The organism is Rhizobium sp. YAF28 (assembly GCF_052113285.1).
GTDB lineage: Bacteria > Pseudomonadota > Alphaproteobacteria > Rhizobiales > Rhizobiaceae > Rhizobium.
In genome coordinates this window covers 256,314-281,074 of the sequence record NZ_JBFRCX010000004.1, presented here as the reverse complement: position 1 = coordinate 281,074, position 24,761 = coordinate 256,314, and the positions used below count along the sequence as shown (strand labels likewise).

The 24,761-nt window shown below is 59.9% G+C and carries 27 protein-coding genes; 7 read left to right on the top strand and 20 right to left on the bottom strand.

Annotation, left to right across the window (positions count from 1 at the left end; all coding sequences use genetic code 11):
• Window positions 1-15 precede the first annotated feature (15 nt).
• The gene (locus AB4Z13_RS11450; RefSeq protein WP_439013990.1) at window positions 16-366 is read right to left on the bottom strand and encodes an immunity protein Imm33 domain-containing protein; all 351 of its coding nucleotides are present in this window, start codon (window positions 364-366) and stop codon (window positions 16-18) included.
• 246 nt (window positions 367-612) lie between these two features.
• Here AB4Z13_RS11450 and AB4Z13_RS11445 point away from each other — a divergent pair, with 246 nt between their 5' ends.
• Window positions 613-1,416 (top strand): alpha/beta fold hydrolase, encoded by an 804-nt coding sequence (locus AB4Z13_RS11445; protein ID WP_439013989.1) that lies wholly within the window; start codon window positions 613-615, stop codon window positions 1,414-1,416.
• Window positions 1,417-1,419: 3 nt separating this feature from the next.
• On the opposite strand, the gene AB4Z13_RS11440 is transcribed toward AB4Z13_RS11445, so the two are convergent.
• The 3 genes from AB4Z13_RS11440 to AB4Z13_RS11430 all read right to left on the bottom strand — a co-directional run bounded on the left by AB4Z13_RS11440 (window position 1,420) and on the right by AB4Z13_RS11430 (window position 3,834).
• The gene (locus AB4Z13_RS11440) at window positions 1,420-2,346 is read right to left on the bottom strand and encodes a carbohydrate kinase family protein (protein WP_439013988.1); all 927 of its coding nucleotides are present in this window, start codon (window positions 2,344-2,346) and stop codon (window positions 1,420-1,422) included.
• A 62-nt stretch (window positions 2,347-2,408) separates the two neighbouring features.
• Entirely contained in the window at window positions 2,409-3,104 is a 696-nt protein-coding gene (locus tag AB4Z13_RS11435) for an orotate phosphoribosyltransferase (RefSeq protein WP_439013987.1), read from the bottom strand.
• A gap of 76 nt (window positions 3,105-3,180) precedes the next feature.
• A complete protein-coding gene (locus AB4Z13_RS11430; protein WP_439013986.1) occupies window positions 3,181-3,834 on the bottom strand; it encodes a TetR family transcriptional regulator in 654 nt (217 codons plus the stop codon).
• 100 nt (window positions 3,835-3,934) lie between these two features.
• Between AB4Z13_RS11430 and AB4Z13_RS11425 the strand changes: the two genes are divergently transcribed.
• Both AB4Z13_RS11425 and AB4Z13_RS11420 read left to right on the top strand, forming a co-directional pair.
• Complete coding sequence (locus AB4Z13_RS11425) at window positions 3,935-4,759, top strand: SDR family oxidoreductase (RefSeq protein WP_439013985.1); 825 nt, start codon at window positions 3,935-3,937, stop codon at window positions 4,757-4,759.
• Between the two features lie 2 nt (window positions 4,760-4,761).
• Entirely contained in the window at window positions 4,762-5,244 is a 483-nt protein-coding gene (locus AB4Z13_RS11420; protein ID WP_439013984.1) for an anthrone oxygenase family protein, read from the top strand.
• An 86-nt stretch (window positions 5,245-5,330) separates the two neighbouring features.
• On the opposite strand, the gene AB4Z13_RS11415 is transcribed toward AB4Z13_RS11420, so the two are convergent.
• The 7 genes from AB4Z13_RS11415 to AB4Z13_RS11385 form a co-directional block, all read right to left on the bottom strand.
• Window positions 5,331-5,867: a glyoxalase superfamily protein gene (locus tag AB4Z13_RS11415; RefSeq protein ID WP_439013983.1), complete on the bottom strand. Its 537-nt coding sequence runs from the start codon at window positions 5,865-5,867 to the stop codon at window positions 5,331-5,333.
• 187 nt (window positions 5,868-6,054) lie between these two features.
• Window positions 6,055-7,233 (bottom strand): GGDEF domain-containing protein, encoded by a 1,179-nt coding sequence (locus AB4Z13_RS11410; protein WP_439013982.1) that lies wholly within the window; start codon window positions 7,231-7,233, stop codon window positions 6,055-6,057.
• 178 nt (window positions 7,234-7,411) lie between these two features.
• On the bottom strand, window positions 7,412-8,452 hold the full coding sequence (gene pyrC / locus AB4Z13_RS11405; RefSeq protein ID WP_439013981.1) for a dihydroorotase: 1,041 nt from the start codon (window positions 8,450-8,452) through the stop codon (window positions 7,412-7,414).
• Between the two features lie 64 nt (window positions 8,453-8,516).
• Window positions 8,517-9,149, bottom strand: coding sequence for a nucleoside triphosphate hydrolase (locus tag AB4Z13_RS11400; protein WP_113322877.1), 633 nt, complete (start codon window positions 9,147-9,149; stop codon window positions 8,517-8,519).
• The gene (locus tag AB4Z13_RS11395; RefSeq protein ID WP_113322876.1) at window positions 9,146-9,928 is read right to left on the bottom strand and encodes an ATP-binding cassette domain-containing protein; all 783 of its coding nucleotides are present in this window, start codon (window positions 9,926-9,928) and stop codon (window positions 9,146-9,148) included. Before AB4Z13_RS11395 ends, AB4Z13_RS11400 begins: the two co-directional genes overlap by 4 nt.
• Before the next feature lie 2 nt (window positions 9,929-9,930).
• Complete coding sequence (locus tag AB4Z13_RS11390) at window positions 9,931-10,995, bottom strand: ABC transporter permease (protein ID WP_113322875.1); 1,065 nt, start codon at window positions 10,993-10,995, stop codon at window positions 9,931-9,933.
• A 156-nt stretch (window positions 10,996-11,151) separates the two neighbouring features.
• A complete protein-coding gene (locus AB4Z13_RS11385; RefSeq protein ID WP_037071865.1) occupies window positions 11,152-12,171 on the bottom strand; it encodes a sugar ABC transporter substrate-binding protein in 1,020 nt (339 codons plus the stop codon).
• Window positions 12,172-12,406: 235 nt separating this feature from the next.
• Between AB4Z13_RS11385 and AB4Z13_RS11380 the strand changes: the two genes are divergently transcribed.
• Both AB4Z13_RS11380 and AB4Z13_RS11375 read left to right on the top strand, forming a co-directional pair.
• The gene (locus AB4Z13_RS11380) at window positions 12,407-13,654 is read left to right on the top strand and encodes an ROK family transcriptional regulator (protein ID WP_439013980.1); all 1,248 of its coding nucleotides are present in this window, start codon (window positions 12,407-12,409) and stop codon (window positions 13,652-13,654) included.
• Window positions 13,638-14,114: an RbsD/FucU family protein gene (locus AB4Z13_RS11375; protein ID WP_113322873.1), complete on the top strand. Its 477-nt coding sequence runs from the start codon at window positions 13,638-13,640 to the stop codon at window positions 14,112-14,114. Before AB4Z13_RS11380 ends, AB4Z13_RS11375 begins: the two co-directional genes overlap by 17 nt.
• Window positions 14,115-14,171: 57 nt before the next feature.
• Here AB4Z13_RS11375 and AB4Z13_RS11370 read toward each other — a convergent pair whose 3' ends face one another.
• From AB4Z13_RS11370 to AB4Z13_RS11350, 5 genes are all read right to left on the bottom strand, one after another.
• Window positions 14,172-15,209 (bottom strand): 4-hydroxyproline epimerase, encoded by a 1,038-nt coding sequence (locus AB4Z13_RS11370; protein WP_439013978.1) that lies wholly within the window; start codon window positions 15,207-15,209, stop codon window positions 14,172-14,174.
• A gap of 89 nt (window positions 15,210-15,298) precedes the next feature.
• Window positions 15,299-16,549 (bottom strand): NAD(P)/FAD-dependent oxidoreductase, encoded by a 1,251-nt coding sequence (locus tag AB4Z13_RS11365; RefSeq protein ID WP_439013977.1) that lies wholly within the window; start codon window positions 16,547-16,549, stop codon window positions 15,299-15,301.
• A 76-nt stretch (window positions 16,550-16,625) separates the two neighbouring features.
• A complete protein-coding gene (locus AB4Z13_RS11360) occupies window positions 16,626-17,903 on the bottom strand; it encodes an alpha/beta hydrolase (RefSeq protein WP_439013976.1) in 1,278 nt (425 codons plus the stop codon).
• Window positions 17,904-18,522: 619 nt separating this feature from the next.
• Window positions 18,523-19,404 (bottom strand): aldo/keto reductase, encoded by an 882-nt coding sequence (locus AB4Z13_RS11355; RefSeq protein ID WP_113322868.1) that lies wholly within the window; start codon window positions 19,402-19,404, stop codon window positions 18,523-18,525.
• A gap of 27 nt (window positions 19,405-19,431) precedes the next feature.
• Complete coding sequence (locus AB4Z13_RS11350) at window positions 19,432-20,271, bottom strand: oxidoreductase (RefSeq protein WP_113322867.1); 840 nt, start codon at window positions 20,269-20,271, stop codon at window positions 19,432-19,434.
• A gap of 129 nt (window positions 20,272-20,400) precedes the next feature.
• Between AB4Z13_RS11350 and AB4Z13_RS11345 the strand changes: the two genes are divergently transcribed.
• A complete protein-coding gene (locus AB4Z13_RS11345; RefSeq protein ID WP_439013975.1) occupies window positions 20,401-21,330 on the top strand; it encodes a LysR family transcriptional regulator in 930 nt (309 codons plus the stop codon).
• On the opposite strand, the gene AB4Z13_RS11340 is transcribed toward AB4Z13_RS11345, so the two are convergent.
• Window positions 21,327-21,995, bottom strand: a complete 669-nt coding sequence (locus tag AB4Z13_RS11340) for a TetR family transcriptional regulator (protein ID WP_439017166.1) — start codon at window positions 21,993-21,995, stop codon at window positions 21,327-21,329. The genes AB4Z13_RS11345 and AB4Z13_RS11340 overlap by 4 nt on opposite strands.
• 16 nt (window positions 21,996-22,011) lie before the next feature.
• Window positions 22,012-22,677, bottom strand: a complete 666-nt coding sequence (locus AB4Z13_RS11335) for a class I SAM-dependent methyltransferase (RefSeq protein WP_439013974.1) — start codon at window positions 22,675-22,677, stop codon at window positions 22,012-22,014.
• Between the two features lie 225 nt (window positions 22,678-22,902).
• Between AB4Z13_RS11335 and AB4Z13_RS11330 the strand changes: the two genes are divergently transcribed.
• Complete coding sequence (locus AB4Z13_RS11330; RefSeq protein ID WP_439013973.1) at window positions 22,903-23,874, top strand: oxidoreductase; 972 nt, start codon at window positions 22,903-22,905, stop codon at window positions 23,872-23,874.
• Between the two features lie 60 nt (window positions 23,875-23,934).
• Here AB4Z13_RS11330 and AB4Z13_RS11325 read toward each other — a convergent pair whose 3' ends face one another.
• Window positions 23,935-24,213 (bottom strand): hypothetical protein, encoded by a 279-nt coding sequence (locus tag AB4Z13_RS11325; protein ID WP_439013972.1) that lies wholly within the window; start codon window positions 24,211-24,213, stop codon window positions 23,935-23,937.
• A gap of 155 nt (window positions 24,214-24,368) precedes the next feature.
• Window positions 24,369-24,740: a cell surface protein gene (locus AB4Z13_RS11320; RefSeq protein WP_439013971.1), complete on the bottom strand. Its 372-nt coding sequence runs from the start codon at window positions 24,738-24,740 to the stop codon at window positions 24,369-24,371.
• Window positions 24,741-24,761: the final 21 nt, after the last annotated feature.

Here is a 24,761-nt window from a genome sequence, read left to right as displayed (position 1 = left end):
AAACGGTCGCCGGGTTCAGTTCTCGACAAGCAGATTTTTATCGAACCAAACATCCTGATAATCATCTGCAATCAAGAATCGCCAACCCGGCGCCAAAGCAAGATACGGTTCAACGGCGGGCAACCAACCGCTCAGATGATTGGCATGCAGGGGTTTGAAAAAGTCATCCGCCGCGCTGTATTCACCAGCCCAAATATACCAACCCGATGTTCCTCCAACCGGATGATGCCGAAGGCCATTCAGCGGCATAATTCCGGACTTTACATTTAGCGATATCCCTACAGTTTCGCTGGCAGAAGGAACAAACATAGGGGATCCAAAGCGGTCGCAAATGTCCTTTTGTTTTAGCGAGAGGCTACTCCTCAAATCCGTTACCCTTCTTCAATCGACGGAAAAGTGCTGAGGTAACGACCTTTCTCAGCGGAACACTTGGAGCACTGTGGCTGGACAGCATTTACATCACGCGTGCGAGATTTGTCGATTGATCCGTTTTCATTGAACCCGCGCAGGTGGGGACAAAGCCCATTGGCGACACAGGTGGGTTTTTTGTTTGACCCTGTCGAATTGTAGGGCATCTCGTCGTCTATAGAGAAATTGACGGAGGAGGAGCTGATGACCGCGACTGATGACGAGCTGGTGAAATTCGAGGCAGAGGGCGCACCGCCACTGCCGCCCTCGCATGAGCAAGGCCTCGTCGACCACGAAGGCGCGCGCATCTGGTACGCGAGCTACGGCGCAGGCCCCGCTGTCATCCTGCTGCATGGCGGCCTCGGCAATAGCGGCAATTGGGGTTATCAGGTTCCTGCATTCATCGAAGCCGGCCATCGGGTCGTGGTGATCGACAGTCGTGGGCATGGCCGCAGCACGCGTGACGATCGGCCCTATACCTATCATCTGATGGCTTCGGACGTGCTAGCCGTCATGGATCACATCGGACTTCAGGAAGCAGCCCTCGTCGGCTGGAGCGACGGCGCCTGCACGGCGCTGATCCTCGCTGATCAGCAGCCGGACCGCGTCTGCGGCGTATTCTTCTTCGCCTGCAACATGGACCCCAGCGGTACCAAGGAATTCAAGGCAACGCCCGTCATCGAGCGCTGCTTCAGCCGCCACAGGAAGGACTATCAGGCGCTGTCGGAAACGCCGGACCAGTTCGAGGCCTTTGTCGCCGACGTGTCGAAGATGATGTCGACGGAGCCGAATTATACCGCCGAACAACTGGCAGGCATCAAGGTTCCGGTTTCCATCGTGCTCGGCGAACACGACGAATTCATCAAGCCTGACCATGCCGATTATCTGGCAAGGACGATCCCGGATGCGGAATTCGTGCTGCTGCCCGGCGTCAGCCATTTTGCGCCGCTGCAGCAGCCGGACCTCTTCAATCGGGAGGTCCGTGCCTTTCTCGATCGGATCGCCTAAGCTTCAGAGGCCGATCTCTTTCGCCCAGGGCGGATTAGCACCTGCGCGGGAGACGGTGACCGCGGCAGCCTTGGCGCCAAGCGCCAGGGCGTTTCGCAGGGCCTGCTCATCAAGATTGGCGACCTGCGCCTTGGTCAGCAGGTTATCCATCTTCAACGAGGCGAGAACGCCGGCATCGAACGTGTCACCTGCGCCGACCGTGTCGACGACCTTGACGCGTTCGCTCGGGACCGTGACCTTGCGCGCGCTGGTGTATCCGGTAGCGCCTTCCGCACCCTTGGTGATGACGACGAGCTTGGCGCCATGGTTCAGCCAATGGGCGGCGAGCGCATCGTGGTCACCTTCCAGGCCGAACCATTCGAGATCCTCATCGGAGAATTTCACGATATCGGACTTGGCGGCCATGCGCTTGATGCGGGCCATGTGCGCGGCCTTGTCCTTGATGAAGCCGGGGCGGATGTTCGGGTCGAGCGAGATGACGCGCGTGGCGGCCTCGCGGTCGAGCAGGGCCTCGTAGGTTTCGCCGCAGGGGCTCGGGATCAGGCTGATCGCACCGAAATGCAGGGCTTCGCAATCATCGCCAAGGGTCGGCAGATCATCCGTGGTGATCATCCGGCCGGCCGTGCCTTCATCGTAGAAGGCATAGGTCGCCTGACCATTGACCAGCTTGACGAAGGCGATCGTCGAGGGGCGCGGCGTGATGGCGCAAGGGCTGTAATCGACATTGCTCGCCTTCAGCGTATCAAGCAGGATTTCGCCCATCATGTCATCGGCAATGCCGGTGAAGAAGGCCGTGGGGATACCCAGGCGACCAAGCGCAATCGCCGTATTGAAGATTGCGCCGCCGGCATAGGGCGCAAAGCCCTTTTCGCCGAGAGTCGTATCCCTCGGCAGCATGTCGATCAGGGCTTCGCCGCAGCACAAAATCATCGAATTCCTCCCAACAGGACTTGCGCGTTTCTCAATCGATTAAGCGAGCTTTTGTCAAAAGGCTAGAGCGAAAGCTCACTTACGCCGCCATTCCTTGCCGACCAGGCGAGCGGCGCATCGAGGAAGGCCTCGACTTCGTGCAGCGTCATATCGTCGAAGAGCTTCTGCTGCCTGGCGATCGCGAGAACCTCGCGCCAGGTGGCGATATAATGGAGCTGGACCTTGCCATTGGCAAAGCGCTGCTGTGCCTCGGGAAAGATGCCGTAGAAGAAGAGCGCGATGCCGTGATCGACGATGCCGCCGGCGGCACGGATGGCATCGATGAAGGTGAACATGCTGCCGCCGGCCGTCGTCAGATCCTCGATGACGAGAACGCGGGCGCCGTCCTTCATCTCGCCTTCGATCTGCGCATTGCGGCCATGGCCCTTCGGCTTTTTGCGGACATAGATCATCGGCAGGCCGAGACGATCGGCAAGCAGTGCGGCAAAGGGAATGCCCGCGGTCTCACCGCCGGCGATGCAATCGAACTGCTCGAAACCGGCATCGCGCAGCAGGCTGCTGGCGGCAAAATCCATCACCGTCGAGCGGATGCGCGGGAAGGACAGGAGCTTGCGGCAATCGATATAGACGGGGCTCATGATGCCCGAGGCATACTTATAGGGCGTCTCGGCGTTGAAATGAACCGCCTTGATCTCCCAGAGCATCTTGGCCAGCAGCTCTGCCATAACGGCGCGATCAGGGAATGTGGTCTGGATCATGCGGCTTACTCCTTCGGCTGACGTTCCAGCGGCAATAGCAGCAAGAGCGGCCGGTTTCCAGATGGAAGGCAGCCCGTCAGCCGAGCAGACGGTCGATATCCGCAATCTGCATCTTCTTGAAGAGCGCGATCGCCTGCACGCCCTCTTCCTCATCCAGTGAAACAGCATAGCGGACGGCAGCCGCGAGAAGTTGCATCGTCAGCCGGGCGATGGCCAGAAGCTCCGTCTCGGTCCGCTCCGGCCATAGCTGTTTTAGCACTGAAAGCAGGGCCTGCGCGTGAAATTCCATGTCTTCGGCATCGACTTCCTGAAGCAGCTTGTCCGTGTGGGTCGCGTGCCAGATATCGTGCATGACAGGCTCGCGGCGAAAGAAGGCATAATATTCATCGGCGATGACGCAGAGAGCCGTTCGCAGATTGTCGGCATCCGTCACGTTGGCCAGTTCGTCGGCTACACATTGCCGGCCCTGCTCGTTGAAGCGCTCAGCGAGCGTGCGGATGATCGAGGTTTTGTCCGGGAAATACTGATAGAGGGCGCCGAAGGAAAGCTCAGCCTTTTCAACAATCTCGCTCATCTTCAGGGCATCACTGCCATTCTTTTCGATGAGGTCGGAGGCAACGGTCAGGATTTTTTCGAAGCGCTCGCGGCCGCGCTGCTGGCTCGGGATGCGGCGTGGCTGACCGGTCGACTCCTGCTGGCGCCTACGCCGTGCGATCACTTCTTCTACCATCTTCCGCTTCCTTCAACTGTTGACAAAGAAAATAAGAGAGTTTATCTCATTTTGCAAATGAGAGAGTTTCTCTTATTTTAAACCGCGGAGGAGTTTCGATATGCAGAATTCCGAAATCGTTCTGATCGGCGGATCGGGAAAAACCGGTGGCCGCATTGCCGACAGGCTGGAAGAACTGGGACTTAACGTGCGCAAGGCGTCCCGCTCCACGATACCGGCCTTCGACTGGGAGGATCACGCGACCTGGCGCGGTGCGCTCACGGGTGCGACGAGCGCCTATGTCGCCTTCCAGCCGGACCTTTCCATCTCCTGGGCGGCAGAGGCCATCGAAGCGCTTTCAAAGCTCGCAAGGGAGTGTGGGTTGCAGCATGTCGTGCTGCTTTCCGGCCGCGGCGAAGAAGGGGCACAGCGGAGCGAGGAAGCGCTCAAGGCAATTGGGATCGGCTACACGATCCTGCGCGCCTCCTGGTTCTGCCAGAATTTCAGCGAGGGCGCTTTCGTGGAGCCGCTCATTGCCGGCAGGCTGGAGCTGCCGGCTGGCGATATCAGGGAACCCTTCATCGATGCCGATGACAGTGCCGATGCGGCAGTGGCGGCACTCACCGATATCAGGCATCGCAACAAGATCTATGAGCTGACCGGCCCTCGCGCCCTGACCTTCCGCGAAGCCGTTGCCGAGATTGCCGCAGCCGCGGACCGTCCGATAGAATATGGGCAGGTATCGATGGCGGATTTCAAGGACGGGCTTGCCGCTGCAGGAATGCCCGAGCCGATCGTGGCACTTCTGGAAGAACTCTTCGGACAGGTGCTCGATGGGCGCAATTCTGAAGTGATGGGTGGTGTGACAGAGATACTCGGCCGCCCGGCAAGGGATTTCAGCCAATATGCGCGGGAGACCGCGGCAACCGGATTGTGGAGCGCCTGACCATGCAGATCGTTCTCGTCATTTCCCTCATTGCGGCAGCGATCGGCAGCGGCCTTGTCGCCGGCATCTTCTTTGCCTTCTCCACCTTCATCATGACCGCCTTTTCGCGCATCCCGGCCGAGCAGGGCATTGCTGCGATGAATTCCATCAATGTGACCATCGTGCGCTCGCCCTTCATGCTACTTTTCGTGCCGACGGCGATCCTCTGCGTAGTGATCGCAGTGCTCGCCTTCATAAACTGGCGCGGCGGCGCCTCTTCTATGATGCTGACCGGCGCGGCACTCTATGTCATCGCGTCCTTCCTCTCGACCATCGTCTTCAACGTGCCGATGAACGACGCGCTGGCGAAAGTCAGCGGCAACGGGCCAGAAGCGGTGCAGCTCTGGATGACCTATCTCAGGGACTGGACCTGGTGGAACCATGTGCGCACCAGCGCCTCGCTGCTGGCCTCGGTCGCGTTCGTCCGTGCGCTGATGCTGATCTGAAAAGGGCGGAGGCAATGCCCTCCGCCCTTCCTTTGTTTTCACGCAATTCCCGACGCAGAACCGCTGCACAGTTTTGCTGTAATTGCTCAGTTCTGTTGGCAGAAGGTGATGCGGTTGTTGAAGGGATCGATGACGCCCATTTCGAGGCCCCAGGGCGCTTCCTCGATGCCCGGGTTCATATAGCGGTAGTTCTTGGCGGCGAGTTCGGCCTGGTAGGCGCTGATATCCTTCACCCGCACGAAGGCTCGGGCGCCGGGGCTGGCATCGCCGGAATGCTCGCTCAGATGTAATTGCATGCTTTCACGCGAGACCTGGCAATAAAGCGGGGAGTTCTCGCCGAAACGGTGCTCCCAGTCGAGCGTGAAGCCCAGGAAGCCGCAATAAAATTCCATGGCTTTTTCGACCGAGAAGATGCGGAAGATCGGCACCGGTGGCTCGATGCCCACAGCCGATTTTACGCCTTTGGTGTCATCCAGTTTTGCGGAGAGAATATTCCACTGGTCGAAGCCGAATTGTCTGGCGACAATCTCCAGGGTTTCGCTATGAGTGAGGGAAATATCGCGGTCGGCAAGCGCCTGACGCAGGTTTTTTGCCATAAGCTTGGCATCGCGAAAATCGCGCATGGTTCATCCTTCTCCGTTGGCGGCAAACAGGAAGATCAGTGCCCGCGTCTGCTGACCCGTTCGCCATCGATTGCCAAGAGCAAGGATGTGAAACTGGATTTGGATGCCTTCACCATAATGCTTGCGCATCGCGGGGCGGCTGGCTGCATCCGGCCGGCTGTGAGCTTACGAAAGGTCGGGAGAAGGATCAAGAGGCCGATCGCGCATCCCCTGACGGTACCGAATGCAGGTGGCTGGCGAGTTCGACACGATTGCGGCCGGCGCGTTTTGCGACATAGAGCGCCTTGTCCGCCTCCCCCAGCATGGCATCGAAATCCAGCGGCTTGGAGCGACCAGGTGCAACACCGACACTGACGGTGCATTTCAGCACCTCATCGTCGATATAGATATCGCGCTCCTCGAAAGCCTTGCGGATGCGCTCAGCGGCAAGCTCGGCGCGGCCGGGCATGATTTCCTTCAGCACCAGCGCGAATTCCTCGCCGCCGAGGCGGGCGGCCGTATCGCCGCTACGGCAATTGGCCGAGAGTTCGCCGGCAAAGACCTTCAGGACGTGATCACCGGCCGCATGGCCATAGCGGTCGTTGACCGATTTGAAATGATCGATGTCGAAGACGATGACAGCAGTCGAAGCGCCCATGGCGCGGACGCCATATTGGTCGAACAGAGCGCGGCGGTTCAGCAAGCCGGTCAGCGGATCGGTGATCGCATCCATGCGGTGACGGGCGGCAAGCCGCCATTGATGCAGCGCCAGCGACAGGGCACCGATACCGGTCATGCCGGCAATGCATATGGCAAGGCTCAGATCTTCCGCCCAATTGCTGGGTGCGGCGCCAAGCACCAGTTTGCCGTCCCAGATCAACACGGCAGCGCAGAGTACGAAGGAAATCGCCGTCAATGTATAGAGAGCGGTAATGCCCGATATCGGCGCAGGTGCTTCGGCGCGGTCGAGCCAATATTGCCAGGCGGTCGCGAAGAGCAGAAAGGCGATAGCGAGATTATCGGCCATGAAAGCCAGACCATCCAGCCCGGCGATCATCGGCGGAATGGATGTGGCCATGGCGACAAGTGCACGGACGACGATGCCTGATATCGGGAGCCTGCCGGTACGGAACTGATAGCCAGCGCCCCAGATAGTGGCAAAACCGGCATGAAACAGCACGAAATTACCTGCACCAAGCAGGCGCCCGGGCTGCTCCACATAGAAGGCATAGGCAAAAATGCCGGCGACGACGAGAACGAGGCCGAATGCGCCGGTGAGAAGAAAGGTTTCGGCCCGGCGCGCGAGCCAACTTCCCGTGAGCGTCACGGCAAGGCAGGTTGCTGACACGCCAAGCGCCAGCAGCAATGAATTATAGTCAAGCATCATGCTTTAAATCTCCGCGGCTCTTGCCGCGCCGATAACGTTCTGAAATCTATCTCGTCATTGCTGACGAATGTCTTACGCATTCCGTTAAAAAAACATGGATTTCGCAGCCGGGCGTTACAAATTCAACATTCGGCAGCAACTATAAGAAGAATAATATTTAAGCCCGCAACGTCTTTTCTCAGGCTTTGATCTGCCAATGCAGTGCAAACATCGGATCGAAGACGGTAACCAGGCCGGCGCCGGTCTCAATCCTGGCGGGGAAGACCACGGGTTCGGCCTGCCGCTCCAGCGTGATACGTTCCTCGTTGGGCGCCAGCCCATACCAGGCCGGGCCATTCAGGGAGGCAAAGGCCTCCAACCTGTCGAGCGCACTATCCTGCTCGAACACATGGGCAAGGCAGCTCATCGTATTGATCGAGGTATAGATCCCCGCGCAGCCGCAGGCGCATTCCTTGAGCGGGTCGACATGGGGCGCTGAATCCGTGCCGAGGAAGAACCTAGCATCGCCGCTCGTCGCCGCGGCCCGCAGCGCCAGCCTGTGGTTCTCGCGTTTTGCGACCGGCAGGCAGTAATAATGCGGGCGAATGCCGCCGACGAGGATGGCGTTACGGTTGATGATCAGGTGATGGGTGGTGATGGAGCCAGCGAGATTGGCCTTGGCCGACTTGATGTAGTCGATGCCATCGGCCGTCGTGACATGTTCCATCGTCACTTTCAGCTCCGGCAGGCGCTTGCGCAGCGGGTCGAGCACCGTCTCGATGAAGACGGCCTCACGATCGAAGATATCGACATCAGGTGTCGTCACCTCGCCATGAACGCAGAGCGGCAGGCCGATCCTGGCCATGCGCTCCAGCACCGGCATGGCCTTTTCCATGTCGCGCACACCACCGTGTGAATTCGTCGTGGCGCCGGCGGGATAGAGTTTCACGGCGGTGATGAGGCCGCTCTTCTTTCCCTCTTCCACGTCATCGGGGCTCGTATTCTCGGTGAGATAGAGCGTCATCAGCGGCTGGAAGCGATGGCCAGCCGGAAGCGCCTTCATGATGCGCTCGCGATAGGCGGTCGCATCTGACGTCGTGACGACGGGTGGCACTAGGTTCGGCATGATGATGGCGCGCGCAAAGGTGCTGCTCGTATCCCCGATCACACCTTCCAGCATGGCGCCGTCGCGCAGATGCAGATGCCAGTCGTCAGGACGGCGGATTGTGATCGATTGCATGGGAGCCTCCGAAGCGATGCGGGTTTCGCCTCGATAGCATCAACACCGGTACGGAAACAACTGTTCAGGCCAGCGCGATTTCCAATGTGATGTCTGCAGGCCGGCGATTTTCGAGGATGAGGCGACCGTTCGGCAGGTCGTTGCCATAGACTTTGGCGCTCGCTTCTTCCTCAGTCAGCTTGTAGCCGCGCCAGCGATCCCAGAGGCGCTCTTCCAGCACCTCCATCGGCGGGGCGAGCATGATCGTGTAATCGAAGATACCGTCGAGTTCGGCCCATTTGCCCAGCGTGAAGAGCAGATAGTTGCCCTCGATTATGATGAAGCGGTCCTGAGGATCGATCGGCCGGGCAGAGGCGATGGCAAGTTCGCGCGAACGGTCGAAGACGGGAACGAGGACCTCCTGATCGGCGGGACGCACGGCTTTGACGATATCGAGGAAGCCGCGTACATCGAAGGTCTCCGGAATGCCCTTGCGGGCCAGCAGACCACGCTCGATGAGAATGGCGTTGTCCATATGGAAGCCATCCATGGGAAGCACCGAGACACTCTCGCCCTTGGCCTTCAGGGCGCTGGCGACATTGTCGGCCATGGTGGATTTGCCGGCGCCGGGCGGCCCGGCGATCGCGATGAGGAAGCGCCTCGTGTTGCCGGCGCGGTTTAGAACCTCGCCGACAATTTCGTCTATTCTTGCATTCATGCAGCGACGGGCTCCGCAGGGACCGCCTTGGCGCCGGTCATGAAGGCGACGGCATCGGACATCGTGTATTCCTTGGGGTTGATGACCGTCAAGCGGCGCCCAAGGCGATGGATATGGATGCGATCCGCCACCTCGAAGACATGCGGCATGTTATGTGAGATGAGCACGATCGGAATGCCGCGGGCGCGCACGTCGAGGATGAGTTCCAGCACTCGGCGGCTTTCCTTGACGCCGAGAGCGGCAGTCGGCTCGTCCATGATGATGACCTTTGAGCCGAAGGCAGCGGCACGGGCAACGGCCACGCCCTGACGCTGGCCGCCGGAGAGCGTTTCCACTGCCTGGTTGATATTCTGGATGGTCATCAGGCCGAGTTCGGAAAGCTTGCTGCGTGCCTGCTTTTCCATCGTCGGACGGTCGAGCATGCGGAACCAGGAGCCGAGCGGACCCGGTTTGCGAATCTCGCGGCCGAGGAACATATTGTCGGCGATCGACAGTGCCGGCGAAAGGGCGAGGTTCTGATAGACGGTTTCGATGCCCGCGTCGCGCGCTTCCATCGGCGATCTGAACTGTACCTGCCGGCCTTCCAGGGTGATCACCCCGTCATCGGGCGTGATTGCGCCCGATATCGCCTTGATGAGCGAGGATTTGCCGGCGCCGTTGTCGCCGATGACGGCAAGGATTTCGCCCGGATAGAGGTCGAAATCGGCGTTATCGAGCGCTGTCACACGTCCATAACGCTTGACGAGGCCGCGGGCGGTGAGAATGGGTTCGCCAGCCATGATCACACCGAAACCTTTCTGATCCACTGATCGATAGCGACAGCGGCAATGATCAGCACGCCTGTCAGCAGGACTTTCCATTGTGGGTCGGCGCCGAGCATGTTGAGCCCCATCGACACGACGCCGACGATCATGGTGCCGAAGAGCGTGCCGAGAATGGAGCCACGGCCGCCGAACAACGAGATGCCGCCGATAACAGTCGCGGTGATTGCCTGGAGGTTATAGTCCGTGACGGCCGAAGACGGAGAAATCGAGCCGTTGCGGCCGATCGAGACCCAGGCGGCGAAGGCAGCGATGACGCCGGATATAGTGTAAACGGTCAGCAGCACCTTCTTGGTCTGGATGCCGGAGAGCTTGGCAGCTTCCGGATCATCGCCGACGGCATAGACATGCCGGCCCCAGGCGGTGTGATTGAGGACATACCAGAGCAGCACGACGAGCAGCACCATGGCGATCACGCCGAGGGTCAGCACTGCGCTGCCAAGCTTGAAGCTTGTGGCGAAGAGATGGAGCAGCGGCGCCTGTTCGTCGACATCGGTATCGCGGATCGTCTCATTGGCGGAATAGATAAAATTCGTCGCCATGACGATATTCCACGTGCCGAGTGTCACGATGAACGGCGGCAGCTTCATGAAGGCGACGAGGAACCCGTTCAGCAATCCGCAGAGGCCACCGACGATGAGGCCGGCGATAACAGCGATCGGTGTCGGGATGCCATAGGTGATGGCCACATTGCCCATGATGACGGCCGAGATGACCATGATGACGCCGATCGACAGATCGATGCCGGCGGTCAGGATGACCAGCGTCTGGCCAGCTCCCAGAATACCGACGATGGCGATCTGCTGCAGGATGAGCGTCAGCGTATAGGACGAGAAGAACCGTCCGCCGATCGCCAATCCGAAGATCACGATCGACAATATCAGCACGATCAGCGGCACGGCGGCCGGTGTCGAGTGCAGAAAATGCTGCGCGCGCTTTATCAGCGAGACACTCTCGTGCTCGAACGAGGCGACGCTCTTGTCGCTTTCGTCGAGGACGCGTTCAAATTCCTGTGCTCCGGTCATTGTTCCTCCTCCGCAGCCGCGCGCCGAACTCACGCGAAAGCCGTCGCCGATCGTTTTCCGGTCTTTGTTCAGCCGGTTTGTCGGGCGACGGCATATGGTCCGCCCAAAACGGCCGAGGATCAAGACCCGGCCACTCTGCACTTATTCAGGCAGGGCTTAGCCCCAGCACTTATCAGTGCCTTCCTTCGTGTCGATCGACTTGACGCCGGAGACCGGCTTGTCGGTGACGAGGGAGACGCCGGTGTCGAAGAAGGACTTGCCTTCAGTCGGCTTCGGCTTTTCACCGCTGTCGGCGAACTTCTTGATCGCCTCGATGCCGAGCGACGCCATCAGCAGCGGATATTGCTGCGAGGTGGCGCCGATGACGCCTTCCTTGACCGACTTGACACCCGGGCAACCGCCGTCGACCGATACGATCAGCACGTTCTTTTCCATACCGACGGCCTTCAGTGCCTGATAGGCACCGACTGCAGCCGGTTCGTTGATCGTGTGGATGACGTTGATGCCAGGATCCTTCTGCAGAAGGTTTTCCATGGCCTTGCGGCCGCCTTCCTCGTTGCCGTTCGTCACGTCATGGCCGACGATGCGCTTGTCATCTTCATCGCCGATCTTGTTCGGGTTCTTCGGGTCGATGCCGAAGCCGATCATGAAGCCCTGGTCGCGCAGAACGTCGACCGTCGGCTGCGACGGCGTCAGGTCGAGGAAGCCGACCTTGGCGTCCTTGGCCTTGTCGCCGAGCGTTTCCTTGGCCCACTGGCCGATCAGCTTGCCGGCGAGCAGGTTGTCGGTGGCGAAGGTGGCGTCGGCGGCATCGGCCGGCTCGAGCGGCGTGTCGAGCGCGATGACCAGCAGACCTGCATCACGCGCTTTCTTAACCGAAGAGACGATGCCCTTGGTGTCGGAAGCGGTGAGCAGGATGCCCTTTGCGCCGTCAGCAATGCAGCTTTCGATCGCCGCGACCTGGCTTTCGCTGTCGCCATCGATCTTGCCGGCATAGGACTTCAGCGAAACGCCGAGTTCCTTGGCCTTGGCCGTAGCACCTTCCTTCATCTTGACGAAGAAGGGGTTGGTGTCGGTCTTGGTGATCAGGCATGCAGAAACATCTGCCGCCATCGCCGGAGCGGAAAAGGCGACGCCGAGCGCGAGAGCGCCGAAAGCGAGAACTGATTTCTTCATGAACTCCTCCCAGAGATTAGCCGGCCCGCCCCCAAGGCGGTGCCGGAATTCATGCACGGCGAGACTTGCGGAATGTGACATCAGCCCCCTCCAAAAGCCGTCCCGTGCCCTTGACGCTGGTAATTAAGAGCGAAAGAAAACTGCTTGTCAATAAATAAATCCAATTGAATTATTAATTCGATGTGGCATGCTGGCGGGAAATCGGGCATAGGCCGTTAATCGGGAGGAGTGGCCAATGTCGTCCTTGGATGGTCCGGATTCCATGCCGGCCCCACCGCCAATTCTGAATCCGTCCGGAGGCGCGAACCAGATCAGGGTGCGCGCCTATAACGAACGGCTCGTGCTGTCGCTGGTGCGCCTCTACGGTGCCCTGTCGAAGGCCGATATCGCACGTCGTAGCGGGCTGTCTGCCCAGACCGTCTCCGTCATCATGCGGGTGCTGGAGAAGGAAGGGCTGCTTTCGCGTGGCGAGCCCATCCGCGGTCGCGTCGGCCAGCCATCCATACCCATGCGGCTCAATCCGGATGCCGTCTATTCCTTCGGCGTGAAGATCGGCCGGCGGAGCGCCGACCTCGTATTGATGGATTTCGTCGGCAGAATTCGGCTGCAGCTGCACAGAATCTATGCCTATCCCCTGCCCGACGAGATCCTGTCTTTCGTCACCCACGGGATCAAGGAGCTGGAAGGCAAGCTGGACGAGCGCGAGCGCAGCCGCATCGCCGGCCTCGGCATCGCGGCCCCCTTCGAGCTCTGGAACTGGGCCGATGAGGTGGGCGCACCCGAGGGCGCGATGGAGGTCTGGCGCGATTTCGACCTGCAGTCAGAAATCGCCACGCAGGTATCCTATCAGGTCTTCCTGCAGAACGACGCGACCAGCGCCTGCGGTGCAGAACTGGTGTTCGGCATCGGTCCGTCCTATCCGGATTTCGTCTATTTCTTCATCGGCTCCTTCATCGGTGGCGGGATCGTGCTGAATTCAGCGATCTTTTCCGGCAAGACGGGAACGGCAGGAGCCATCGGTCCGCTGCCTGTGCGCGGCAAGAACGGCGAGACACTGCAGCTTCTGGAGATCGCTTCCATCTTCGTGTTGGAAAACATGCTGCGCGAGCGCGGCATAGATCCTTCGCCCCTCTGGTATTCAGCCGATGACTGGGTGGATTTCGGCGAGCCGATGGAGGCCTGGATCCAGGATACGGCCAAGGCGCTGGCACAGGCGATCGTGGCTGCCGCCTCGATCATCGACTTCAGTGCAGCTGTCATCGATGGCGGCTTTCCCGACTGGGTGCGCCGGCGCATCGTGCAGGCGACGATCTACGAAGCTGAAAAGCTCGACCTGCAAGGCGTCGTCATGCCCGATATCGTCGAAGGCGTGGTCGGCGCACAGGCGCGCGCCATCGGCGGCGCCAGCCTGCCGATCTTTGCGCGTTATCTCACAGACCAGAATGTGCTTTTCAAGGAGATCGACAATGCTGAAAGGGCTTGACCCGCTGCTGAGCCCGGACCTGCTCGCGACATTGCGCGGCATGGGCCATGGCGATGAAATCGCCATCGTCGACGGCAACTATCCGGGTATCGAGCATGCGCGGCGGCTGATCCGGCTCGACGGGCACCATCTCATCCCGGTTCTTGATGCCGTTTTGAGCGTGCTGCCGATCGACGACTTTGTGGACGAAGCGATCTTCCGCTCGACCGTGAAGGCCGAGCGCGACAAGCTCGATCCGGTGCACGAGGAAATGATCGCCTGTTGCGCCAAGCACGAGCCGGATCGCGAGGTCATTCCACTCGTCGGGCAGGATTTCTATGGCCGCGTGCGGGCGGCCCATGCTGTCATCCAGACCAGTGAACCGCGGCTCTATGCCAATATCATCCTGCGCAAGGGCGTAATCTATCCCTCGGCTGATGACGACCCCGTCAAGGCCGAAGTCGATCCCTTCGTCTATTGAGGTCTGCCGCAGAGCAATTCCAGACACAAACCGCTGCGCGCTTTTGCTGGAATTGCTCTAGATCTCGCCGGCCGACGGCCCCCAGACATCCGTCAGCACAAAACCGAGGGGATGCGGATCGAAGGGGTCGAGTGCGACCTGCGACAGGCCGAAGGTGAAGCCGCGGCCGGTGATCGTCGGGATGACAGCCGATTTGCCGGCCACTTCCGTCACCGCCTGCAGACCGACCTCGAATTCCGAACCGATGATCGACTTCGACTTGAAGACATCGCCGACCTTGGCCTTTCCGCGGGCGTATAGGGTCGCCAGATTGGCCGAATTGCCTGTGCCGCAGGGCGAACGGTCGGCGCGGCCCGGCCACATGGTGGTGCAGGTGCGCACCGTGCCATCAGCCTCGATATCGCGGAACATGACATAGGCGACGCCCGAGATTGCCGGGATTTCCGGATGCACAACGTGGATATTGCGATTGATGAGCTCTTTGAGGATCATGCCGGCCTGCACCAGTGCTGCGGCATTGGCCTTCTCGATCGTCAGGTTGATCTGGCCGACATCGACCAGCGCATAGAAGATGCCGCCATAGCAGATGTCGGCCTTGATCTTTCCCCAATGCGGGGTGTCGATCTCGACATCAAGCTCGTGGACGAAGGACGGCACCATGGTGAGTTTAACCTTCTCGCAGCGACCGTCGCGGCAAGTGGCCGTCGCCTTCACCAGACCGGCTGCGGTTTCCAGCGTGACGATGGTTTCCGGCTCCTTCATCTCGACGATGCCGGATTCCAGGAGAGCGGTGGTCACACAGATGGAGTTCGAGCCGGAGCTCGCATGCGCCTGGTCTGGCTGCAGGATAATAAAGGCAGCGTCAGCATCGGGATGCTTTGGCGGCAGCAACAGGTTGACGGAGCCGATCGGTGCGCCGCGCGGCTCGAGGCAGAGGAAGCGACGAAGCTCCTGCCCCTTGGGGTCGGTGTTCAGCCAGTGAAGCTGGGCGGCGACCGTCTCGCCCGGAATTTTCGGCACGCCACCGATGGCGACCTTGCCGATTTCACCTTCGGCATGAACATCCAGAAGCTGGATCGTGCGCTTCCATCTCATCTTTCAAACTCCAAATCGGACGTGACGCGCGATGCCGCCATCGACGCGGATATTTTTGCGGGTGACGAAGGTTCCGGCCATGACCAGCCCTAGTACCTGTTGATGCGGAATGGCTTGATATCAACTGATGTTTTGACACCTGCCACCATATCCGCGATCAGCCGCGCTGTCGTTGCCGAATAGGTCAGGCCGAGATGGCCGTGGCCGGTGGCATAGAAGACGCCAGGCATTTTCGATGAGGGTGAGATGATCGGGATCGTATCCGGCAGCGCCGGGCGGTGCCCCATCCATTCACTGGTATCCTGAACCTTGAGATCGGGCAGGATGCGCTGCGCATGGCGCACGAGCACGCGCGGACGACGGAAATCGGGCGCGGCGGTCAGTCCGGCCAGCTCGACATTGCCCCCAATGCGGATACCGCCTGCCGTCGGCGTGACCATGAAGGCGCGATGCGGCCAGATCACCGAATAGCGCATGGAAATACCGGGCTGCATGATCTGCGTATGATAGCCACGCTCGGTTTCAAGCGGGATCGGCTCGCCAAGCGCCTCGGCGAGGAAACGCGTATGGACGCCGGCTGCGAGGATGACCTTTTCGGCTTGGATGCGGTTGCCGTTTTCGAGAAGGACAGCGGTCTTGCCATCACTCTTGCGTTCGACACTTTTTACTTGGCCAGATACGAAGCTGGCGCCCGCGGCCTTTGCGGCATCGGCGAGCTTTACGACAAGCTTATAGGGATCGCGGATGGACTTGTTATCCGGCAGCAGCACGGCTTTGGCGACTTTCGGCGACAGCGTCGGCTCGTAATACTGGATCGCGCCGTTGCTCAGCACTTCGAATTCGAGGCCGTAGCGCCGCATCAGTTCGAGATGGCCGCGATCGGCATCGAATTCGGCTTCGGTCTCGTAGATCGCCAGGCAGCCCTCTTCGGTCATCAGCTCCGGTGCGCCGATGGCATCGAGCATGGTACTGATATCGCCGAGAGCGATCTTGGAGAGGCTCATGCCCGCATCCTCGATCTCCCTCAGACGCGAGGGACGGCCAGCTGCGAGGAAACGCAGGAACCAGGGTAGGATTTTCGGCGCATAGCCTGGCCGCAGCCAGACCGGACCTTCCGGATCGATCAGCCAGCGCGGCAGCTTCTTCCAGGTCGAGGGGCCGGAACCGGCTGCAAAGTCGAGCGCGATGCTCGCCATATTGCCGTAGGAGGTTCCCCTGCCCGGTTCACCCTTGTCGATCAGCGTTACTTGAAAGCCGCGCCGCTGCAGTTCGAAAGCAATCGAAGCGCCGATCACACCGGCGCCGACGACGGCTACCGTCTTATTCGTTTCATTCGCCATGTCTTGTCCACCGCACGGCAGAGTCGATGCCGTTGGAGATGTGATATATCACAACGAAGCGAATGCCTATGATTTTTTACTGAGCATCTTCCGGCAGTCCGGCGCCGACGCTATCGCCCACGGAACCCACGGTATTGTTCATTGACTGGCCGAGACGGCGCACCTGGTCGTCATAGTTACGGCGGGTGCGGGGATCGAAAATGGCGATTGGCGTGCTAACAGCAAGACTGACCGCGCTGCCGGCGGTCTGGGCCGCGCCGATCGCGACAGCACCGACCGCCTCGCCAAGGCCGACCTCGGAATCGGTGATGGTCTGGCCGGCGATCAGCCGGTCACCGATGAGTTTCACCACTTCGGGGCTTTCGGCGAACTTGCCATGGTTCAGGCGATCGCCGGTCTTCAGCTTGGTAAGGTCAAGCACGGTGATGCCAGCCGCTTCCAGCTTGCTGCGATAGGGCTCGGCGGAAGGATCAATCTGGCCGAGGCGATCGACATTGCCGGAGATGCGGCGCGAAAGCGCCAGCGCCCGATCATCCTGGGATACGAAGATGGTGAAATGCGGCTTGTCCTTACCGAGGCTCATAAACTGGCGGCCGAACACGTCGACGTCTAGATCCGGTGAGGCAAGAATGACGTTGTTGATCTTGGAGGCAACGTGGCCGTCGCGGATCGCCATCTGGCGCAGGGCTTCGACCGTCAGCCACGTGCCCATGGAGTGGGCCATGACGGTGATGTCGCCAACGGCCGGATTGTTGGCCGTGCGCCGCAGCAGCTCTTCCAGCGCATCGCGCGAATAGTTGGTGCTTTCCTTGTCGTAGTTGTAATCGAAGATGCTGGCGCGCGACGGCCAGGTGAAAACGACGGGCGCAACGTCGGCATGCGAATCATGGACGATCTGCGCGAAACGATAGACCGCATCCTCGTAGCGGTTGTTGAAGCCATGAACGAAGATGAGGACGCGCTTGCTCCCAGGCATATGCGTCTTCAGCCAGTTCTCACCAGCCTTCTCGCCATCAAGCGGATCAACCGCCACCGTCACGAAATTCTTGAGCGGGTCGGCAGGCAAGCGGGAGGGCCACTGCACCTGCCCGACCTTGCGATTGGCTTCAGGCGGAATGGAGATATCGACGGCATTGACCATCAGGCCGGTGCCACGCTCGCCGGAGAAAAGAACGCCGGGATCCTTGTCCGCAGCGCGGGTTGTGGCAACCAGCAGATCGACGCGAGATGTGCCCGGAGGAACCGTGCCGGCCGCCTGCATGACACCGATCGGCCGCCCGCAGGATGCAAGACCAATACACAGGACGAGCAGGGCTGTGAGGGCTTTGCGCGAAACGCCGCATCCGCCGATCATGACTACTCCGCAGGTTCAGGCGTCATCGCGCCAAGCCACCGACATGCGCTTGCCGCGCGCCTCCAGATAGTCCGAGGCCAGCGAGAGAGTCAATTTTACGAAAGTTTGGGATAGGCATGACCCGGAAAAGAAAAGAGCCCGGCGCGGGAGGAGGTGCACCGGGCTCTTGATCCTGACTGACAACTGGGAGGAGGAGTGTTGTCAGTCCGATGAAGGAGCGCTGGGAGGAGGAGTGCGCTGCCTTCGTGATTATTAATACCCAATTCATTTGATGGGGAATAGCGAAAATACCGCAATGCAGCAATGCATTGGACGCAATGCTTGCCTCACTGAGCTCACGTCTGCGCCTCATTTTGCGCCATCTTTGATCAGCTGGTCAAATTATTGGGCAAAATGCTCGCGCATGAAGTCGATATAGGCCTGATCGTCCAAGGCAAAATGTCGGGACCGATGTCGCAGGACGCCCTTCCCGGGCCTGTGCCTCTATCATTCCGGCCACCGGCAAATGCCGCCAACGCTGCGCGCCTTTCTCGATATCGCGCGGGAAATGACGGCGCGGCGCGAAACGAAAACGGCCGCGGCTGAAACCGCGGCCGTTTCACGACTGATTTTATGTTTATCAGGCAGCCTTGAAGAGCTTCTTGCCTTCTGCATCGAGGGCTTTGAATTCCTCGTCCGACAGCGTGATGTTAACCGCAGCGACGTTTTCTTCCAGATGCTTGACCTTGGAGGTGCCGGGGATCGGCAGCATGACGGGGCTGCGCTTCAGCACCCAGTCGAGCGCGATCTGGCTCGGGGCGGCGTTGTGCTTCTTGGCGATCGTGTCGAGCAGTGAGCCCGGCTTGGCGAGATCGCCGGCCGCCAGCGGATACCAGGGGATGAAGCCGATGTTGTGCTTTGCGCAATAGTCCAACACATCCTCGCTGGTGCGGTCGACGAGATTGTAGCGGTTCTGGACCGTGGCGACCTTGAAGACCTTGGAAGCGGCTTCGATATCGGAGACCGAGACTTCGCTGAGGCCCGCATGGCGGATCAGGCCGGAATCGAGCAGCGACTTGATGGTGTCGAACTGTTCCTTGGCCGGAACCTTCGGGTCGATGCGGTGAAGCTGCCAGAGATCGATCTGCTCGACGCCGAGGTTGCGCAGGCTCTTGTGCACCTGCTGGATCAGATATTCCGGGCGGCCGAGCGGCAGCCAGATATTCGGACCGTGGCGCGTGAGGCCGCCCTTGGTGGCGACGACGAGGCCTTTCTTATAGGGGTGAAGCGCTTCCTTGATCAGCTGTTCGGAAACGTCAGGACCATAGGAATCGGCCGTATCGATGAAGTTGATGCCGAGTTCCGGCAGGCGTTTTAGTGTGCGGATCGATTCTGCATGATCCTTGGGATCACCCCAGATGCCGTCGCCGGTAATGCGCATGGCGCCGAAACCGAGGCGGTTGACCTCCATATCGCCACCAATCTTGAAGGTGCCGGATTTCGCTGCGTTGTAATCAGTCATCGTATTTTCCTCTCTTGGTCAATCAAATCACTCAAAATCGGTGGAGCTGGAGACTTGCTCCCAGGCGTCGAATTCGCTCTTGAGAGAGCCCAGTTTCTCACGAACGAGGCTGATCGCGTCCCGCCCCAGCAAGAGATGGGCCGGCGGATTATCGGATGCAATGAGCGTCAGCATTGCGGCCGCGGCCCTTTTGGGGTCGCCCGGCTGGTTGCCGTTGCGTTCGAGGCGGCGCTGGCGCAATGGCTCGAAAACCTCATCATAATCTTCGATCGAACGCTCCGCACGCACCATCGAGCGGCCGGCCCAATCAGTGCGGAAACCGCCGGGCTCGACAGCCGTCACATGGATGCCGAAGCTCCTGACTTCCTTGCCGAGGCTTTCCGAAATGCCCTCGAGGGCAAACTTGCTGCCATGATAGAAGGCAATGCCTGGCATGGTGATGATCCCGCCCATCGAGGTGACATTGAGGATATGGCCACTGCGGCGCTTGCGCATATAGGGCAGTACCGCCTGCATGACAGCCACCGGACCGAAAACATTGACCTCGAACTGGTGGCGCAGATCTTCCATGCTCGATTCCTCGACGAGGCCTTCATGGCCGTATCCGGCATTGTTGACGAGAACGTCGATCGGGCCGACCTCCCTTTCGATCTCGGCAACGACAGGCGCGATCGCTGTGGTATCAGTGACATCGAGCAGCATACCGAAGGCAAAGCTGGGCTTCAGCGCCTCGAACGCTTTGCGGGATTCTTCATTGCGCAGGGTGCCAACCACCTTATGGCCCTCGGCGAGGGCAGCCTCTGCAAGGGCGCGGCCGAAACCGGTGGAAACACCTGTAATGAAAAGGATCCTAGCCCTTGTTGTCATGGCCTTCACTCCGTCTGGCTGTTGGTGGAGGGGAAGTTAGGCCGCGGAGATAATTTCGATAAGCTCATTAAATGGCAATGGCCTTTTTAGAGAAACTTATTAATCTCGGTCTTGAAACCGGAGAATGGAATGCGCCAGGACATGCTTGACGGCATGGTAACCTTTGTCGTCGTCGCCGAGGAAAAGAGCTTTTCGGCTGCCGCCATTCGGCTTGGCGTATCGCCGTCCGCCATCAGCCAGACGATCAGCAAGCTGGAGAGCCGATTGCGTCTGCCGCTCTTCAACCGCACCACCCGCAGCGTGAGCCTGACGGAAGCTGGCGGCCGCTATCTGGAGCGAGTGCTTCCCGCCCTCGGCGAGCTTGCGGCCGCGAGCAAGGATCTGGACGCGGATGTCGGCCGGCCGGCGGGCCTTTTGCGGCTCAATGTGCTGCGCGCTGGCTATATGATTGCCATCCAGCCGCTGCTTCGCGATTTTCTGGAGGCCTATCCCGACATCCAGGTCGAGGTGAAGATGGAAGCCTCGATGAACGATATCGTCGCGGAAGGCTTCGACGCCGGCATCCGCTTCGGAGAGACGGTGGCAAAGGACATGGTGGCCATTCCGATCGGCCCGCCTATCAGCGCCCATGTCATCGCCTCGCCGGAATATCTCGGCCGCCGCGGCATGCCGAAGCATCCACGCGACCTGCTGCAGCATGATTGCATCGGCTTTCGTTTCGTGACGAGCGGTCAGGTCGAGCGCTGGGAATTCGAGAAGGATGGCGAAGGCGTCGATATTACGCTCCATCCACGGCTGATCCTCAACGATTCCGCAGCACTCACACAGGCAGCCCTCGATGGGATTGGCATTTCCTACATGATCAACGGCTATATCGAGCGTTTTCTTGAAGATGGCCGGCTCGTGCGGATCCTTGCCGACTGGAGCCCGCCGCTGTCCGGCCTGACGCTCTATTATCCGGATCGCCGGCGGGTGCCTGCAAAGCTGCGCGCGCTCATCGATTTCCTGAGAAAGCATCGATCCGAAGCGCCGCCGGCAACGGAAAGCGTGATTATCTAGCGTATAGAATTGCTTTGGAGGTAGGCTTTCGTCTCATCGCCGAATTCGGCCAGCATCTTCCAGAGTTCGCCAAAGATCTCGCGTGCGAAGGCTTCCATTGAAACGCCCTCCATCGAAACACCCTGGGTACGCTCTTGCCAGACCTCGCTGCCAACGCGCAGCGCGCCGATGACGATTGCCGAAAGCAAACGCATGTGCGCCCGCGCTTCAGGATCACCGCCCTTGCGGGCAATCAGCGCCTCGGTCAACTTCTGCTCCAGCTTGGCATATTTGAGCTGATCGCGGGCCTTGAGGGTCGGAGTGCAATGGATGAGTTCGCCAAGCGCCATGGCGCGCTCGTCAGCCGAAGCGGTCGCAGTGACGATCAAGGCTTCCTCGACCGCCTTGACGTCAGACTCACCGGGCGGGCGGGCGGCAATCGCCGCCATCAACCGGTCAGCGAAGGAATCCTGCCAGGCGAAGACGACTTCTTCCTTCGACGGGAAATAATCGAAGAAACTGCGCTTCGAAACGTCAGCTGCTTCGGTAATCTCCTCGATGGTCGTCGCGTCGAAGCCGCGCTCCAGAAAGAGGCTCATCGCTGCCTGCTCGATGCGCTCGCGGGTTTGGCGCCGCTTGCGCTCGCGCCTGCCCTCGATGGCTTCAGGCAGTTTCTTCTCTGTCATTTGCATCAGATGTTATTCAGTCATCCGCTTCGGAGAAAGCGGCGATCTCCATATCCACTCCGCTGCTGCGATATTTGAAGCGCTCACGCGAGAGCTCCAGCGGCTTGCGGCGCGAAATCCGGTAGACGGAAGCCGGCGGCAGGTTGCGGACCGTGCCGCCGATGCGCGTCGCCTTCAGGCCCAGGCGATCGAGGATCGGACGCGGCACAGGACAGCGCGGTCCATAGGTAAACTGATAGAAGGCGCCGCCGGCCCGCATATAGACGAAGGCGCCCGCCAGGATCGAGGCTATCTTGCGCGGCGACATGGAAAGCAGCGGCAGACCGCTGACGACGGCGCCGACAGGTTCACCTTCGAAAATATCGGCCTGCGCCAGATGGGCGGCATCCATCTGCAGGATGCGTGCATCGGGAAAACGCTTTTGAAGCGATCCGATGAATTCAGGACCATATTCGATGAGCGTCAGATCGGATTCGCTGATGCCGCGCGCAAGCAGCGCGCGGGTAAAGACGCCGGTGCCCGGCCCGAGCTCGATGATCGGACCGTCCAGCGCCGCGATCTCGCTGGTCATGATCCGCGCGAGCGAATCGCCGGAGGGCGCGATGGCCGCAACCCTCAGCGGGTTACTTAGCCAGGAACGGAAAAAATGCAGGAAATCGGAGAATGCAGTCTTTGCGATCATGATTATCCCACCTGCCTGAAATGCGATTGACTATCGATGCGACGATCTCTCGCAGCATGGCAATTCCATGGCAGCCTCGTCAATCCATCGTTTTCGCGCATGTCTTTTTCCAACAACATTTCGTGTATTTTTGTATCTATTGCATTTTTGCAGTTAATGCAATAATTCTCATCGCGTGATTTACCGATCGGTCCGCGCCGCCTCACACCGCAAAAGGAAATTTCCATGACTGACTGGACGACGACGAACATACCGGACCAGACGGGCCGCATCGCAGTCATTACCGGCGCGACCAGCGGCATCGGATATGAAACGGCCAAGGCGCTCACCGGAGCCGGCGCCCGTGTGATCATCGCATCACGCAATGTGGAAAAGGGCAACGAGGTGCTCGCGAAGATCCGGGCGACGCATGCCGGGGCCGAGGTGAGCTTCGAACCGCTCGATCTTGCGAGCCTGACATCGGTCGCAAACTGCGCTGCTCGTCTCTCTGCCTCGCTGCCGCGCATCGACCTGCTCATCAACAATGCCGGTGTGATGGCGATCCCGACGCGCCACGTCACCGAGGATGGGTTCGAGATGCAGCTCGGCGCCAATTATATCGGCCATTTCGCCTGGAGCCTGCGGCTACTGCCCATGGTGCTCTCGGGAAAGGCACCGCGCGTCGTGACCGTGAGCAGCCTTGCGCACCGCTCCGGCAAGATCAATTTCAACGACCTGCAATGCGAGAAACGCTACGGCTACTGGTCAGCCTATGCGCAGTCCAAGCTCGCAACGCTGATGTTCAGCCTGGAACTCGACCGTATTGCCCGCGCGGAAGGCTGGAACCTGACGAGCACGGCGGCGCATCCCGGCTACGCCGTGACCGGCCTGCAGAGCACGGGCCCGCGCATGGGACGCACCGGCCCAAGCTGGCAGGAGCGTTTCGGCAAATTGCTGGAGCCTCTGCTTTCCCAGTCGGCTGCTGCCGGCGCATTGCCGACGCTGTTTGCCGCGACCTCACCGGATGCGAAGGGCGGCGTCATGTACGGCCCCGATGGTTTCTATGAGCTGAAGGGTTCGCCGAGGCTCGCAAAGATTGTTCACGCAGCGCAGGACAAAACGGTCTGGCGAAAGCTGTGGCAGGTCTCTGAAGATCTGACCGGGCTCTCCCTCGACAACGTGACCGAGGCTTCCCTGGAACGAAAAAGGCAGCCATGAAGGCTGCCCTCTTTTCGTGACAGGGATGTCAGTTCCCTCGCCTATGCCTGCAATCCGCGTTCAATAGTTGCAGCCCGAGCTACTGGTCGGGTTGAAGCGCAGGCCGCAAGCCATGTTAAGCGACTTCTTCCGGCCATACTGGTAAGGTTCGGAGCTGCTGGAAGTACCATTGACCGAACCCGTGGTGTGGGGCTCATTGCGAGCGGTCGTGTTCTTCTGCTGCTTTACGACCTGCTGCTGCTGTTGCGCCGGGGCTGCGTTGGCAGATGCGAAAGCCGAAACGGTGATGATTGCGCCAAAGGCTACGGCCACGAGGCCATTCTTCACGACATTGATCATTTCTTGTCTCCTTGGGAGGATGGTTGGAATTTACGCCAAGGAGCTAGGAAGCGGAATTGTCATATTCTACTGCCTTGAAACGGCGATCACGACGACGTGAGTTCCGATTGCGGACAAGAAAAAGGCGGCTTTTGGCCGCCTTTTTCTTTGCCGGCTCAATAGCCGTTGTCACAGGGCATGCTGCCGGGGCCGATCGTGCCATTAAACGAGGGGTTGCACATAGTTTTCGGCTCGGGGCGGTTGACGGGTTCGCGGACAATCGAGCCCGTGGTGCCGGCTTCAACGCCGAACGCGGCAAGCGGATACCAGTAGCCGTCGGAGTGACGGCGGGTACCGGGGCGTTCCGTGCGGAATCCATGATAGCCATGCCAATAGCCGGCATGTGCTTTATATTGCACCATTTCCACATTCGATGGGACCGGGATCCGGGCCTGCTGAACGGGCGCCGCCAGCGCGGGAACGGTAGACGAGAGGGCGAGAAGAGCGCTGAGCGCAAAGGCGGCTGGGGCTGGATTAAGCATTTTCATGATAAACCCTCCTTCTGGATT

Coding starts and splice junctions, on each gene's coding strand:
- AB4Z13_RS11325 (WP_439013972.1), bottom strand. CDS start 24,213: ATGATCAATGTCGTGAAGAATGGCCTCGTGGCCGTAGCCTTTGGCGCA.
- AB4Z13_RS11330 (WP_439013973.1), top strand. CDS start 22,903: ATGACTGACTGGACGACGACGAACATACCGGACCAGACGGGCCGCATC.
- AB4Z13_RS11435 (WP_439013987.1), bottom strand. CDS start 3,104: ATGATCCAGACCACATTCCCTGATCGCGCCGTTATGGCAGAGCTGCTG.
- AB4Z13_RS11350 (WP_113322867.1), bottom strand. CDS start 20,271: ATGACAACAAGGGCTAGGATCCTTTTCATTACAGGTGTTTCCACCGGT.
- AB4Z13_RS11340 (WP_439017166.1), bottom strand. CDS start 21,995: ATGACAGAGAAGAAACTGCCTGAAGCCATCGAGGGCAGGCGCGAGCGC.
- AB4Z13_RS11365 (WP_439013977.1), bottom strand. CDS start 16,549: ATGGCGAATGAAACGAATAAGACGGTAGCCGTCGTCGGCGCCGGTGTG.
- AB4Z13_RS11375 (WP_113322873.1), top strand. CDS start 13,638: ATGCTGAAAGGGCTTGACCCGCTGCTGAGCCCGGACCTGCTCGCGACA.
- AB4Z13_RS11380 (WP_439013980.1), top strand. CDS start 12,407: ATGTCGTCCTTGGATGGTCCGGATTCCATGCCGGCCCCACCGCCAATT.
- AB4Z13_RS11370 (WP_439013978.1), bottom strand. CDS start 15,209: ATGAGATGGAAGCGCACGATCCAGCTTCTGGATGTTCATGCCGAAGGT.
- AB4Z13_RS11320 (WP_439013971.1), bottom strand. CDS start 24,740: ATGAAAATGCTTAATCCAGCCCCAGCCGCCTTTGCGCTCAGCGCTCTT.
- AB4Z13_RS11420 (WP_439013984.1), top strand. CDS start 4,762: ATGCAGATCGTTCTCGTCATTTCCCTCATTGCGGCAGCGATCGGCAGC.
- AB4Z13_RS11355 (WP_113322868.1), bottom strand. CDS start 19,404: ATGACTGATTACAACGCAGCGAAATCCGGCACCTTCAAGATTGGTGGC.
- AB4Z13_RS11360 (WP_439013976.1), bottom strand. CDS start 17,903: ATGATCGGCGGATGCGGCGTTTCGCGCAAAGCCCTCACAGCCCTGCTC.
- AB4Z13_RS11345 (WP_439013975.1), top strand. CDS start 20,401: ATGCGCCAGGACATGCTTGACGGCATGGTAACCTTTGTCGTCGTCGCC.
- AB4Z13_RS11445 (WP_439013989.1), top strand. CDS start 613: ATGACCGCGACTGATGACGAGCTGGTGAAATTCGAGGCAGAGGGCGCA.
- AB4Z13_RS11335 (WP_439013974.1), bottom strand. CDS start 22,677: ATGATCGCAAAGACTGCATTCTCCGATTTCCTGCATTTTTTCCGTTCC.
- AB4Z13_RS11440 (WP_439013988.1), bottom strand. CDS start 2,346: ATGATTTTGTGCTGCGGCGAAGCCCTGATCGACATGCTGCCGAGGGAT.
- AB4Z13_RS11430 (WP_439013986.1), bottom strand. CDS start 3,834: ATGGTAGAAGAAGTGATCGCACGGCGTAGGCGCCAGCAGGAGTCGACC.
- AB4Z13_RS11415 (WP_439013983.1), bottom strand. CDS start 5,867: ATGCGCGATTTTCGCGATGCCAAGCTTATGGCAAAAAACCTGCGTCAG.
- AB4Z13_RS11385 (WP_037071865.1), bottom strand. CDS start 12,171: ATGAAGAAATCAGTTCTCGCTTTCGGCGCTCTCGCGCTCGGCGTCGCC.
- AB4Z13_RS11410 (WP_439013982.1), bottom strand. CDS start 7,233: ATGATGCTTGACTATAATTCATTGCTGCTGGCGCTTGGCGTGTCAGCA.
- AB4Z13_RS11395 (WP_113322876.1), bottom strand. CDS start 9,928: ATGGCTGGCGAACCCATTCTCACCGCCCGCGGCCTCGTCAAGCGTTAT.
- pyrC (WP_439013981.1), bottom strand. CDS start 8,452: ATGCAATCGATCACAATCCGCCGTCCTGACGACTGGCATCTGCATCTG.
- AB4Z13_RS11390 (WP_113322875.1), bottom strand. CDS start 10,995: ATGACCGGAGCACAGGAATTTGAACGCGTCCTCGACGAAAGCGACAAG.
- AB4Z13_RS11425 (WP_439013985.1), top strand. CDS start 3,935: ATGCAGAATTCCGAAATCGTTCTGATCGGCGGATCGGGAAAAACCGGT.
- AB4Z13_RS11400 (WP_113322877.1), bottom strand. CDS start 9,149: ATGAATGCAAGAATAGACGAAATTGTCGGCGAGGTTCTAAACCGCGCC.